The 14,108-nt window shown below is 44.3% G+C and carries 10 protein-coding genes; 2 read left to right on the top strand and 8 right to left on the bottom strand.

Annotated features, from left to right (window positions below):
- The first annotated feature begins 4 nt into the window (after window positions 1–4).
- The gene (locus tag QMY49_RS21320; RefSeq protein ID WP_283316669.1) at window positions 5–1,651 is read left to right on the top strand and encodes a BatD family protein; all 1,647 of its coding nucleotides are present in this window, start codon (window positions 5–7) and stop codon (window positions 1,649–1,651) included.
- 67 nt (window positions 1,652–1,718) lie between these two features.
- Here the strand turns inward: QMY49_RS21320 and QMY49_RS21315 are convergent, their stop codons facing one another.
- From QMY49_RS21315 to QMY49_RS21295, 5 genes are all read right to left on the bottom strand, one after another.
- Entirely contained in the window at window positions 1,719–3,785 is a 2,067-nt protein-coding gene (locus QMY49_RS21315) for a sensor domain-containing diguanylate cyclase (RefSeq protein WP_017189583.1), read from the bottom strand.
- A 373-nt stretch (window positions 3,786–4,158) separates the two neighbouring features.
- Entirely contained in the window at window positions 4,159–4,908 is a 750-nt protein-coding gene (pstB, locus tag QMY49_RS21310; RefSeq protein ID WP_005452851.1) for a phosphate ABC transporter ATP-binding protein PstB, read from the bottom strand.
- A 60-nt stretch (window positions 4,909–4,968) separates the two neighbouring features.
- Window positions 4,969–5,832: a phosphate ABC transporter permease PstA gene (gene pstA, locus QMY49_RS21305; protein ID WP_009697868.1), complete on the bottom strand. Its 864-nt coding sequence runs from the start codon at window positions 5,830–5,832 to the stop codon at window positions 4,969–4,971.
- A gap of 22 nt (window positions 5,833–5,854) precedes the next feature.
- Window positions 5,855–6,787: a phosphate ABC transporter permease subunit PstC gene (gene pstC / locus QMY49_RS21300; protein WP_005452855.1), complete on the bottom strand. Its 933-nt coding sequence runs from the start codon at window positions 6,785–6,787 to the stop codon at window positions 5,855–5,857.
- Between the two features lie 98 nt (window positions 6,788–6,885).
- On the bottom strand, window positions 6,886–7,707 hold the full coding sequence (locus QMY49_RS21295; RefSeq protein ID WP_005452857.1) for a phosphate ABC transporter substrate-binding protein: 822 nt from the start codon (window positions 7,705–7,707) through the stop codon (window positions 6,886–6,888).
- Between the two features lie 333 nt (window positions 7,708–8,040).
- Between QMY49_RS21295 and QMY49_RS21290 the strand changes: the two genes are divergently transcribed.
- Window positions 8,041–9,684 carry a methyl-accepting chemotaxis protein gene (locus QMY49_RS21290; protein WP_009697869.1) on the top strand — a complete coding sequence of 548 codons (1,644 nt, stop codon included), beginning with the start codon at window positions 8,041–8,043 and terminating at the stop codon, window positions 9,682–9,684.
- Window positions 9,685–9,790: 106 nt separating this feature from the next.
- On the opposite strand, the gene QMY49_RS21285 is transcribed toward QMY49_RS21290, so the two are convergent.
- Genes QMY49_RS21285 through QMY49_RS21275 form a run of 3 tightly spaced genes read right to left on the bottom strand, consistent with a single transcriptional unit; the run spans window position 9,791 to window position 14,106 of the window.
- Complete coding sequence (locus tag QMY49_RS21285; protein ID WP_005452860.1) at window positions 9,791–10,366, bottom strand: Lcl C-terminal domain-containing protein; 576 nt, start codon at window positions 10,364–10,366, stop codon at window positions 9,791–9,793.
- A gap of 1 nt (window position 10,367) precedes the next feature.
- Entirely contained in the window at window positions 10,368–11,819 is a 1,452-nt protein-coding gene (locus tag QMY49_RS21280; RefSeq protein ID WP_045486422.1) for an Lcl domain-containing protein, read from the bottom strand.
- Between the two features lie 34 nt (window positions 11,820–11,853).
- A complete protein-coding gene (locus QMY49_RS21275) occupies window positions 11,854–14,106 on the bottom strand; it encodes a proprotein convertase P-domain-containing protein (RefSeq protein WP_222326643.1) in 2,253 nt (750 codons plus the stop codon).
- Window positions 14,107–14,108: the final 2 nt, after the last annotated feature.

The following is a 14,108-nucleotide window of genomic DNA, read 5'->3' as shown; positions in this document are numbered from 1 at the left end:
GTCCATGATGAAAAAAGGCGCAAAACTGGTCTTTGTTCTAATGGCCAGCCTACTAACTAGCTTTTCGGTTTTTGCTCAAAGCCTTCAAGCCAGCGTAAATAAGACTCAGGTGGCTAAAAACGAAGTGATCAACCTTAGGATCATGGCAGACACAGAGCTAGGCTCAGATGCGATTAACTTTGATGCTCTGAAAGATGATTTCTTTTTGGGTCAGCCGCGTTATGGTCGCTCGAGTAATAACATCAATGGTCATAAAACCGTTCGCACTGAATGGAGTATTTCAATTGCTCCAATGAAAGAAGGTGTCGTGACCATCCCTAGCTTCTCTGCTGATGGAATGACAACAGAGCCTATCAAACTGCGCGTCACCAAAGATCAAACAGAACCAGACATGGATGAACTGTTTAGTTTCAACATGGACGTGGATAACCATACGCTTTATCCCCAGCAGTCTACGACGGTGCGAATGCAGTTAGTCATAAAGGCAGATCCTCGTCGCCTTGATACCCCTCAAATCCTCCCACCAAGTATTGAAGGGATGAAAATCGAGCCAGCAAGCGATGCCAAACAAGGTCGTCGCGTTATAGATGGACTTGAAGTTACGGTGTTAGAACAGTCATTCCACATTACTGCGGATCAACCAGGCACGTACACGCTTAACGGCCCTAAGCTGACTGGTTCATATATCTATGGGGACAGCTTAACTGGCTCAACCAAGATCATGCCAATCAACACAAAAACAGAGCAAATGACAATTACCGTCAAGCCAATTCCAAAAGACTTCAAAGGAAACTGGCTGCCTGCAAGTGCGTTAGAAATGACACAGAGCTGGCAAGATGATCAGGGTAATCCTCTGTCTGTGAATAAGATAAACACTGTGAAGCAAGGTTCTTCTATCACTCGTACGATTCGCATTCGAGCACATGGTACTCAAGCGGAATACTTGCCACGTATTGGTATTATTTACCCAAGTACATTACGTGTTTACCCTGAACAACCACAGTTTGAAACCTCGCGCGATGGCACAGTGACGATGACCGTCAAACAAGTGCTAATCCCTACCGAGGCAGGCAGCCTGACACTTCCGGGGTATTCTGTAAATTGGTGGGATAGCAATCGAGATCAAGAGAGAAAAGCAGAGATCACCCAGCTCAAATTGAATGTCGAAAAAAGTGATAGTGGTTTAATTACCTTGCCAGAAAGTGCGTTACCAACGCAACCTGCAGCTACTTCGGCACCCACTGCGCCAAGTGGTGTAGGTTCAATTTGGCAAACACTCACTTTCGTATTCGGCGTATTGTGGCTTGTCACTTCTGCTATCGCGTTTGGACTATGGAAAACACGCGCAACTCAACAAACAGAAAAGGCAGTAAGCGCGCGTCATGGTTCGCCAATTCAAGATTTAGAGCGCACCATCAAACAAGGTGACAGCGTGATGATTGAAAGAGCAGTTAATGACTACCTAAACACCCATCATAGCAACAGCGAATCTGACGCAGTAAGAGCGGTGAAAGAGGAGTTAGCCGTTATGAACCAATCTCGCTTTAGTGCGACACAACAAGCGTGGAAAGCAGAAACTCTACTCGTCAAACTTAAACAACTGGCGAAAGAGAAGCACACTAAATCTAGCCACCAGCTAGAAAAGTTGTAATCTCCTTCATCCTACTAACGCAAAATGGCAGCTCAATCAGAGCTGCCATTTTTGTATTTTGGTGATCTTAAGCAACGATTTGATCCGGCGTGTCGAACATACGAACACAATTTCGACCGCTATTTTTCGCCTGATAAAGCGCTTTATCTGAAAGTTGATAAAGGTGATCAAAATTAAAATCTTTTCCTTGAGTTTGATAACAGGAATAACCGACAGAAACCGTAAGCAATTCACCTTCTGGGTTGTGACAATGCTTGATTCCTTCATCCTCGATACAACGTCGAATACACTCCGCACGTAGCCTAACCTCTTCTTGGTCAGACCCGATCATCAGAAGGACAAACTCCTCACCACCAATGCGACAAAATACTTCGTCTTCATCTTTGGTATGATGCTCAAGAATATTGCCAATTCGCATTAAGGCAATATCCCCTTCTAAGTGCCCATAATGGTTGTTAAACAAACCAAAATGGTCAATATCGATCAGAATAAGACCGAAAGGCATCACCTCATTATGTTCGATATAACAGTACTTTTGCATCACATGCTCTAACATGCGGCGGTTGCCCAAACGTGTTAGCGGATCAAGTTTGGACAAAACCTCCAATTGTCGATTCGCTTCTTCCAGCTCTTTTGTTCGATTCTTGACTTCAAGCTCTAGGTTCTCATTGAGCTCTCTAATCGCTTCCTGCGCTTGCGTTCTTTGCAGCACTTCAGCAAGGCTTGAAGCAAACATTCGAATCACTTCACGTAGCTGAGATGTCAACGGTGCACGGGTAAGGAGGTTATCCACGGCGATAAAAGCGATAGGACCGCTGCTATTCGATGTCAGCACTGTCATGGCAGCCCAACCGAACCCTACAATGTTACAGTCATGGTAAATAGGTACCGATTCTTCGAAGGCGACCTCATTTGGCATCGAGCGGGCTAAATTGATCAAAGAGAAGTCTTGCGTCTCACCAAAAAAGTAAGATTCATCAACCACATTCCCTTGAATGTCGGTTCCCCACGTTCCTTGCATATAAGAACAATTTTCATCGGTTAAGAACACGGCCATACGGTCAATGCCAAGGTTCTTAATTGCAAACGTCACCGCAGATTTACAGACATCACTCACGGTCGTACAACGTGATAATTCAACCATACTGGAGTGCAGCATACGCACATTTTGCTCTTGGCGTTTTCGGATAAAAATTTGAGAGAAAAGCGAACCAAAAGACTCCAGCATTTGCTTTTGGTAAGCGGTAATCGGTTTACGGTGAATAAAGTTGTCCAACGCAAACCAGCCAAATGGCTCATTCCCATCGCGTAAAATCAACATCGCGTTCCATCCCTGCCCGACAACTTTGCCTGCGGTATATATAGGGGCATCTTCAACGATGACCAGATTGCGCTCTATGCTCGACAAAGCGGCGATGTACTCTTCACTCAATTGGTGAAGATCATACTGAGTGTGGAACTCGTCAATAGTAGTACCCGACTCATCTGTACCGTACGTGCCACTGAAACTGCGCTTTTTCATATCAAGCAGCATCAAGGTTGAGCGATCAAAGCCTAGACGCTCACGCAGTGCCTCTACTGCTTTTAAATACAGATCTTTCAAAGAGTCTGGGTTGGAAATTTCTAAAGCGACTTGTTGTACGAGCTTCATATTTTCGATGAACCGTTCACGTTGGCTGAGTTCATCAACATATTGAGCTTCTCGTACATCGCGGTGCTTCATCTCAAGCGACGCGTGTTTTTCAGCTCGAATGCACTGCCAACGAGCTGCAGCGAGCTGCATAGCGTCGTAGCTTTCTTCGTAAATATTGTGAGCCGATCGGGCTTGAACGTTTTGTACTAGTAGATAGGTGCGCTTAATCGGTGTGTTATCGAGCATCATGATGTAGCTGTCGCCACCCAGATCTTGAATGTGTTCCCAATTGCAGGTGTTGATCGCAAGGGGAATAATACTTTCTGAGGTATCAAACTGGCTTGCCCAATCCCAAAAAGCTTCTGGATACTGACGAATTGGAAATAAGTCACCACGGGAAAAAAGAATGGTCCCGGCTGGATTAGTCAGCGGATCGTCGAAAATCGCTATCGCGCTGGGGGAAAAGTGCTGTTCTAGATGCTCGAAGATGGCTTCCGCCAAGAGCCTATGATCTCTCGTCGAAGAGACTGTTCTTGTAAAACTTTTTAAACTCACCTGACCAACCTAATCTACTTTTTTATTTTCGATAAAAAACTACTTAGGTGTAGATATGCAATCAATGGAATCCAAGTTGAGCTGTTAAGTCTTTCGCAAAAAATATTAACTTAATTTCACATTCGAGAACCTTTCAACATTTTTAGACAGGTGTTTCATCAGAATTACATACTGCAAAAAAAATGAGCAAAAATGAATCAACATGAGCATTGCTAATAATGATAGGCAGTCACACCCAAAATAAAAAAAGCCCCTCACTAGGAGGGGCAAGAGTACCATCGCTTATAGTTATTAACGTATATGCTTGTAAATACTGTAATTAACCAAAGTCACCGTTTACATAACCTTGGGTGCGGTCGTCTTTTGGATCGCTAAAGATAACTTGTGTATCGTCATGCTCAACCAATTCGCCCATTAGGAAGAACGCAGTACGATCTGAGATACGACGCGCCTGCTGCATTGAGTGCGTTACGATCACGATGGTGTAGTTCTTCTTCAACTCTTCCATCAATTCTTCGATTTTGTGGGTCGCAATCGGGTCAAGTGCTGATGTTGGCTCATCCATTAGAATCACATCAGGCTCCATCGCGATTGTACGTGCAATACATAGACGCTGCTGCTGACCGCCAGATAGACCAAACGCGTGAGACTTAAGACGGTCTTTTACTTCATCCCAAAGTGCTGCACCACGCAGGGATCGTTCCACAACTTCATCGATGTGCTTTTTGTCTTTGATGCCTTGAGCTCGCAGACCGTACGCCACGTTTTCATAAATACTCATTGGGAATGGGTTTGGCTTCTGGAATACCATACCAACCTTAATACGAAGGTCAGCAACATCGATATTGCCGTAAATATCTTCACCGTCCATTGCCAACTTACCCGTGATCTTAACGCCTTCAATCAGGTCATTCATGCGGTTCAAGCAACGTAGCAATGTTGATTTACCACAACCTGAAGGACCGATAAGCGCCGTCACTTGGCGTACTGGGATTGGTAAGTTGATTGATTTCAGTGCTTGGTTGTCACCGTAAAACAGATCTAGGTTTTCAATATCAAACTTGTTCATTTTCTTAATCTCTTAAATCTTGAATTCGTGTCTTTTAACGTGCGTTCTTAATTCGTTTTGTTAGTAAGTTGCGGTGTTAAAACGTCGTGCGATAAGTTTTGTAAACATGTTGATCAGTAGAACAACAACAATCAGAACTGTCGCGGTACCGTAAGCCTGATTCCATTCTTCAATGGTAAACAGTTCGGTAGTCAGTTTGTATAGATGAACGGTTAACGTACGACCTGAATCCAATAGAGAATCCGGAATACGTGCAACCATACCTGCTGTCAGGAATACTGGAGCAGATTCACCAATGACACGACCAATACTTAGAATGACCGAGGTTAAGATACCTGGCATTGCGCTTGGAAGAATTAAACGCCAGATAGTGTAAATCTTAGAAGCACCCAGACCGTAAGAACCTTCACGGTATGTTTGCGGTACTGCCATCAACGCTTCTTCCGTAGTACGGATGATCACTGGCAGGATAAGGATACTTAGCGTTAGGGCACCTGATAGAATCGAGAAGCCAAGACCAAGAATTGCCACAAAGAAAGTCATACCGAATAGACCGAAGATGATCGACGGGATACCCGCCAATGACTCAGTACAGAATCGGATAATCTTCACTAAACGACTGCCTACTTTCGCGTATTCGGTCAAGTAGATTGCTGTCATGATACCGAGTGGAGCGGCCACTGCGATAGATGCGATAACCATGTAAATTGTCGCCACAATCATTGGGAAGATGCCCTGCTCTTCACCTGTACGCGTATAGTTATCAGTAATGAAGTTCCAATCTACGTGTTGTAGACCGTTTGATAGGATGTACCAGATAATCCAGAACAAAAAACCTACCGTCAGTGCTGCCGAGATCCAGACAAATGCGCTAAAGACATTATCTTTGAACTGGCGTGCTTTTTTAAGTTTTGCGCGATCCATAATAGTCACCTTTAACGAGCGATTACTTCGCTTTTTCTCGGTTTAGGTAAAGTAGTACAGCGTTCAACGACATGATGAAAACAAGAAGTACCACACCTGTAGCGTAAAGTGCGTTTGCGTGAACACCACTTGCGTAAGACATTTCAATAGCGATGTTTGCCGTTAGCGTACGAGCCGAATCCAAGATGCCTTCTGGCATAGCTGGCGCGTTACCCATAACCATAATGATCGCCATGGTCTCACCCAACGCACGACCGATACCCAGAATCACACCTGTCATGATGCCTGAGCGAGCCGCTGGAACGAGCAATTTAAAGATGGTGTAGATTTTAGATGCGCCTAGCGCCAAAGAACCTTCTTTGTAAGTACGAGGAACCGCGCGGATAGACGTTTCAGAAACCGTAATTACCGTTGGTAGAATCATCACACCAAGAACGATGATACCTGCAAGGATAGTGTTACCCGCTGGCACATCAAAAACGTTTTGAATCAGTGGAACGATAATAACTAGACCAAAGAAACCGTAAACGACGGAAGGGATACCTGCGAGCAGTTCTACTGCCGGGCGAATAATGTCCGCCAAGCGCTTTGGTGCGATTTCCGCGATAAAGATAGCAGTCAAAACACCAATTGGAACACCCACTAAAACCGCGCCAGCTGTCGATACGATAGAAGCGACGATCATAGTGGCAACACCGTATAATGCAGGTGGTAACCAGTTTTGACCTAGGACAATGCCCGAGACGCCCGCTTCTTGGAATGCTGGGATACTCTCTCGAACGATGAAGTATGCGATAACTGCTAATGATACGATGCCGATAACAGCACTCGTTAGGAACAAGCCGTGGAAGATGCGTTCTCTCCAATCGACGCGGCGTTTTTCGCGTAAACCTGGCTTGCTGATCGCTTTAGCGTCAGTAGTCATAAGCTTTTCACTATTTGTTGCGATGGTCATAAAAATCTCACGGTTCTTGGCAATGCCGTTGAACACAATGGATAGAAAAGGCTCAGCCCGAAATGTTGGGCTGAGCAAACTTTAGAGTCCCGATAGGATTAGTTAACTGAGATGTAACCTTTTTGGTCAACTAGCGCTTGCGCTTCGTCAGTTAGCATCCAGTCTAGGAATTTTTGAGTTTCAGCAGATGGCTTGCCATCTTTGTAAAGGACAAGGAAAGGACGAGCAACTTTGTAAGAACCGTTCTTCACATTGTCTACCGATGCTTCGATACCATCGATTGGAAGCGCGTTTACAGAGCCATCAACAGTACCAAGAGAAATGTAGCCGATTGCGTATGGGTTAGAAGCAACCATAGTCTTCAGTGCACCGTTACCGTTAGCAACTTGAGCGCGTTGAGAGATTGCAGATACTTTCTTACCAGAAATTTTCATTTTTAGAGACATGATGTCTTCGAATGCGCCACGAGTACCAGAAGCCGTATCACGAGTGATTGCTACGATTGGCTTATCTGCACCGCCAACATCTTTCCAGTTTGTCACTTCGCCTTTGTAGATAGCAGTAACTTGCTCAGCCGTTAGACCTGATAGTTTGTTTTGTGGGTTTACAACAACTGCGATACCGTCTAGAGCAACTGTCTCTTCTTTTAGAGCAGGCTCTTTCTCAGAGTCTTTTAGGTTACGAGAAGACATACCTAAGTCTGCAGAACCGTTTTTCGCTGCTTTAACACCAGCAGATGAACCAGGACCTTGAACTTCGATAAATACGTTCGGGTTTGTCTTCATGTATGTTTCAGAGAAAACTTCCATCAGTGGAGTTACGCTGCTAGAACCCACTGCAGAGATAGTTTCTTTAGCAGAAACAGGAGTCACTGCCATTGCGCCTAGAAGTGCGATTGCACCGATTACTGTCTTTTTCATCACAATTTCCTTTAAGTGGCCTTATTGCCGTTGTGTTTCACTTGAACGGTGCTCACTTTAGAATCCAAATATGACAGTTGTGTTTCACTTAGTTGAAGCCTCTATGACACGTTGTCATTTCTGCTTAATAAATCAGCAATCAAACTTTATTTACTTTCGAGCTCAAAATACTTTGACTGCTTTTTGTAATAGCAAAATGCCAACTACATCGCTTTTAATATATTTCATAACAAATAAACATTGTTAAATGATTGATATATCGAGACTAATGATTAGAATCGTTACGCTTTACTTACAAAAATGATAATAGTTACAATCTTTAGAGGGTCAATCATGCGTCAATTACTTAGTGCGCTGTCTATTAAGCTACAGGTTTTCGTGCCCGTACTTTTCACTGTCATACTTCTCATCGTAGGTTTGAGCGTAGGCATAGGAAAATTAGAGCAAGCGTTCGATAAAGTTACGGTTTCAACAAATAACCTTATCGTGCACAAAGAAGAACTGAGCTCAATCGTAGACAACACTTATGCCATGCGCATTAAGGCTATCTACAGTCTTTTCAGGGCTGAAGATGTCAAAACACTTAACCAAGAATTACAACGACGTCAGGCGACAAACCAAGAATTTTTAAACTCAATCGATCAAATTGAAGGGATTCATGCAGAGGTAAATGCCATGCGTGAGGCGATGAACCACTATGTGGATTTCACTCGAGTCACCATGACACCTCTGTTAAATACCAAGCATTCATCGGACTACACAACATCGGATTTTGACCGAGAATACGAAACCGCAATGGGCAAATACCGCCTCGCTGGTGAGGCAATGATCAATGCCATTGACAGCTTGTCTAAAAAGCTCAATCAAATCGTAACGGATGAAGTAGAAGAAAACGGAGTATTGCACTCTAATACGCTAACCTACAGCACCATCTCGCTGGTCATCATCCTTTCTATTGCTTCATTAATCAGTTGGCTGCTGGCAAGCTATATTGTTGCGCCTATTCGTAATCTGCAACAAACCATGAGAGAGGTAGCAAAAGGCAACTTGCTTGTAGAAGCAGAAGAAGTAGGTAAAAACGAAGTATCCGAATTGGCAAGCGACGTTAACCAAACGATCCATCAGCTTCGTGGCACCGTCGATTCTCTAGTACGAATCAGTGAAGATGTCGCTTCGGCCTCTACTGAGCTTGCGACAGTCATGACACAAAGCAGCGCAAACTCTGATCAAGAAAAACAAGAAGTAGAACAAGTCGCTTCTGCAATTAATCAACTTGAATCTACCGCTGCGGAAGTGTCAACTAACGCACAGCAAGCGGATAGCGCGTCTAATGAAGCGACGAAATTAACTTCACAAAGTTTGAGCATGTTTGAGGAAAGCACGCGTGCAAGTACTAAGATGGCAGATCAACTCAACGAAGCTGCCCACGTAGTGACATCACTAAAAGACCAGTCGGAACAGATTGGTAAAGTGATTGAGGTAATTGAAAGTATCTCTGAACAAACCAACCTGTTGGCACTCAATGCCGCTATTGAAGCAGCACGCGCAGGTGAAAGTGGTCGTGGATTTGCCGTAGTTGCAGATGAAGTACGTATGCTTGCAGCAAGAACTCAAGAATCGACCAAAGAGATCCAAACCATCATTGAAGAGCTACAACAACAGTCTGGTCAGGCAAACGAAAGCATGCATTCAAGCTTAGCCATGCTAGAAGACAACCAGGCGCTTGCTGCAGAAGTAAGCCGATCTCTGAGCGACATCAACAGCGCGATTTCTGACTTGAACGCGATCAATACTCAAGTCGCAACCGCTTCAGAAGAACAGAAACAAGTCACCTCTGACATCAACAACAACTTAAGCACTATTTATGAGTTGGTCAGCCAGAACGTAACGGGTATCACCCAATCAGCCGCTGCAGCGCAAGAGTTGTCTGGTTTGGCAGAAAATCAGAAACACCAGCTTAAGCAGTTCCAAATCTAAGCGTTCGACTCAACGCATAATTTACACACGAGAAAACAAAAAGCTCCGCAATCGCGGAGCTTTTTATAAACAACAAAACTATAAGTCTTTGTTGATATAATGATTATTACTCATCCGTCACTAACAATACAGTAGCTTTGAAGGCTGAATTTAACGGCTTTCGATTAAAAATCTCACCATTAGTCGTGTCAAAAGTTGCAACATGCTCACCGTCGCCATTAGGTGTGTTACTCCACACATAAATCCCTAGAACATCATCTCCACCTTTCAAACTATAGCCGCTAACAAACCCTGTACCATTCATAGCTGGACTGTGGCAAGCTCGCTCAGTTAGAGATACCAGCTCTTTGATATTTGCTAGTCGCCAGTTTTTTTTGCCAGCAAAATTGTGAAGAGGATGGTTGCCGTCCTTATTACGAATTTGTTTTGCTGTGGAGAGAGCTAATTGCCATGACATTGTAGATCGCGTCCCCTGACATTCTTGATTTCCTACATTCCATGTCATACCGACTGGACAGCGCATCCATGTTAGACCTGTTTTCAGATCAGTTACGGTACCGTTCTCAGAATATGTATAACGCGTGTTAGGTGCCGTTTTAGAAAAGTCAGTAGAACACTCTTGTGCAGCCATTCCAGTTTGAGAAACCAAAGCAAGAGATAGTACAGTTATTAGTTTCTTCATCTTATTGCCCCTTAACTGCGACTAGACGGATTGGGAATTGGTAAGAATCATCAGCACCTACACTTGTGTTGCTTGAGCGAATCTCGACGTATGAAATAGTTCCTCTTTCTACGCCCCGAGAGACAATCGCAGGGAAATAAACCTCACCATCAATGAGCTGTGATGATGCATTCGTAAACTTAAAGTCGCTATGCCAAAACGCACCATATTCTAAATAAGGACTACCTATGGTTTGCTGTGGGAAGTATTTAACATTAAAACCATAGACGTTGTATGGCGCATATTCGTCGTTCGGAGCAAACAGTGTTTGTTCACCAAAGTCTAGTAAGTCATAAGTCTCACGGTAAGTCGGCAAACGCCAACTAGCAATTCCACATAACGACTGCTTGTTCGTGTACTCAACGTATTGGCTTGTTGTACAAACTTCATCACCCGCGTCTTTACAACTTGCAAGATCGACATCTTTGCTAAATGGTTTAAATGTTTCAGACTCAAACGCAAATAGGCGGTCTTTAAATTGAATTGAGTTAGAATCCCCACTCTTGTTTTCCCAAACTAGACCAGTACGCTCATCCAAGGTACAAGACCACTCTGATGCATCATCAGCCAAAGCTGTACCTTTCGCATCAAGCTTGACAAATTTAAGTCCTGATCCTGTTGTTGTTTGCTTGTCGGTTTTATCGAAGCCATAAGAAGCATCCTGACCTGGGTAATCTAGCGGTTCTTTCGCAACACCAGAAGTTCCTTCAGCGAAAAACAACACGACACCGGTGTCGTTACGACCTATAGTCTGATCAGCAAGTTCACTAATTTCTTTAGCCAACGATGCGATTTGAGCATCAGATAGCGACTCTGAGACAAGCGCTTTACTTTGGTAGCTAAGATTCTGAGAAAGGAGAGCGACACCTTGCTTCATTTGCTCCGGCTTCATACTTTTTAGTACGGCAGCCGTATTTTGTTCGAGTGTGCTTAGCTCGCTTGCCGTTGCACTTGACATCACGGAACCAGACAAAGAAACGCCCGCACCAGCCAATTGCGTTTTTACAATTTCTTCCGACTGAGCAAGCGTTTTACCATCTACAACTAAGCCCGAAATTAGGCTTGTGACACCATTAAGCGTGTTGCCTGTCGCTAGGTTTTGACCTGGAGCACTTACTCGAAGTGTTTGATTTGAGCCCTGATCAACTTCAGCAAGAATCGTGCTAGTCAAAATGTTTTTGTCGCTTGATGTCAGGGTGAACTTACCAGCATTATCACTTTTTGTACTAGGTTCAGATGAATCACAAACGTAGTTTTGGTTTAAGTCGATACACACAGGGGTATCCAGCAATGTGCCTTGGGCTGCAATCGTACCCGCTAGGTTGTATGTCGGAGCGGCTGTGTCACCACCAGAACCGCCGCCACAGCCAGCAAGGGCGAGCGATATAGCAATGAAAGAATATTGAAACTTCATAAATATTATCTTCTTTTGATTAATAATTTGTGGTTTAACGAGAGCGAACCACTCTCACCATTGAAAGCAGTAACAGACCAAACAATGCGAAAGGTGAACCACTACCACCCGAGCCACCATTACTGTTTTCATTAGTGGTATCAGCACGACACTGATACTGAGCAAAGTGACTCACACCCCACTCTTTCAACACCCCAGAGTTTCCAGACACACGATCCGAAACCTCGAGACGCCAAGTACCCCAACTCGGTTCGCCAACGAGTTCTTTTAACTCATCATCGTACTGAGCTGTAAAGTAACCTTTAAATCCATTTGAATTACTTGTTTGATGACTAAGCAGCACGGCAGTCTTGCCCTGAGGCGATACCAACGTCACTTGTAGATCTTGAAGAGACTCATGTTCAATATTTAGGTAAACAGCAAACGAATCATCAATCTTTAGAGACCTATCAGATAAAGTTTGCGAAAAGAGCCTGTCACCTTGTTCTGGTAACGCTGAATTCAGAGCTTGAGGTTTGATGTCTAATTTAGGTACGCCGTTAACCAGCTTGATACTTTCTGTCCATTGGTGAGTTTTTAGATCTTCACCAAATCGATAATCGAGCGCGATAGAAGAGTCAAATTGAGTCCCACAAGTAACCCCCTGCGGTAAAGCAACCTGCATAGATGTAGAATCCGAAAGCGTCTGATCAATATCGAACACCGACTTACCATCGAGTTGCCATTGACCTTTAATCGTCGCGATTCGACCGTTCTGAGCAATGCTAACTCCGACATCTTTACCAACTTGGATGTAACGCGCGTCATAACGCGCACGAAATGGTGCTTTCAACAAATTGTGTTTGTTAAAGCTATCCGTCAAAAATTGCGCATACTCTTTATCTGGAAACAGTGTTTTTGCCGCAAAAACTGTAGATTCTGCAAGGTCATGCATTTTCACGCCACGTCCTATACCATACATGCCCTCCAACACGATGCTATCGAACTCACGAAAGACCTTATCTGTACCGTCTCCATATCGCATAACCGAGGTTTTTAACGCTTGGAAAAGTGGCGTAGACCAAAGCTCATCACCATTCTCTCCTCCTACGCTTATATGAGCTGGGTACTCTGCACCTTCAAAATATCGAGCACGCTGGTTCCATAAGCTTCTTGTCCCTCGACGAACGCCGAACATCCCGTCCCAATTAAAGACAGTATCAATCTCAAATTCTTGCCCACGGCGGGTGGCATCTTGATATTGTGTTCGATAGCTAGCGCTTCCTGCCCAATAATCGGCAAAGCCTTCGGCTATCGCACCGGTATGGCCGTATGCCCAGTCAGGAACGATTTGATAGTGAACACCATGCCCGAATTCATGTAGCACAACGTCAGCATCAACAGCATCAGGAGACACACCACCGACGCCAAGCATCAGAGCGCGTGGACCGTAGTAATAAGTAGAGTTATCTTTTGCTAGACCTCGACCATCAAAACGCAAAGGAGCATTAAAGAGCTCATAATTAATACTCCTTAGGTACTGAATCGAGTTATCAAGGTGGTAAAACGCCATTAACTGTGGAAACGCATTATCTCCAAACTTCGTTTGCTGCATTTGTTCAATGCTGTCAAAAGACTGGAGACCTTCGGCAGGTAAAAAATTCGTTGTATCGCGCTCAGGCTCTGCACCAGGGGCTGTCACTGCTAACAACGCCGTGGCGTCAACTTGTTTTACCCGACTGTTCGATAGATAAAACTTACCACCAGACTGGAGAACTTGGACCGATTTGGTGACATACTCGATTGGTCTTGGATAATCCGATAGAGAAGACCACGCAGACTCTGGCGCAGGCTGTTGCTGCATAGTACGCAAATCAGGATTGAACAGTGATACATCCACATCCACCATATGACCGGTGCTAAGTGCTGGCGGTTCTTGCGCTTCTAGCTGTCGAGGTGTTTCCATCTCAGCTGCAACCGTCGGTTTGCCATTGCGGATGATGGTGTCCTCGAGGCTCTTAAATACTCGAACCACATGGTGCTCTTTGTCCGTTGTTACCACTACTGTTCTTTGAGCTTGGTATTCTCCTTTAACCCAAACATCAAAGTTGTAATGCTCACCGAGCCGAGATTGCGTTTTGTAACGGAACTTAAATTCACCTGCATTCGCGTAATTACTATCTAAATAAGTCTTCGCTTCAGCTTCATTATTCACTACAGAGTTCGTTATGGGGTAGTCCCACTCTGCGGCCTGTACCGAAAAGGTACAGGCAACAACAAGTGAAAGCGCTAATGGTTTTAGCTTCATGA

It is taken from the genome of Vibrio harveyi, assembly GCF_030060435.1.
In the GTDB taxonomy this organism is placed as follows: domain Bacteria; phylum Pseudomonadota; class Gammaproteobacteria; order Enterobacterales; family Vibrionaceae; genus Vibrio; species Vibrio harveyi.
The sequence above is the reverse complement of the archived record's forward strand: the minus strand, read 5'-3'. Positions and strand labels throughout refer to the sequence as shown.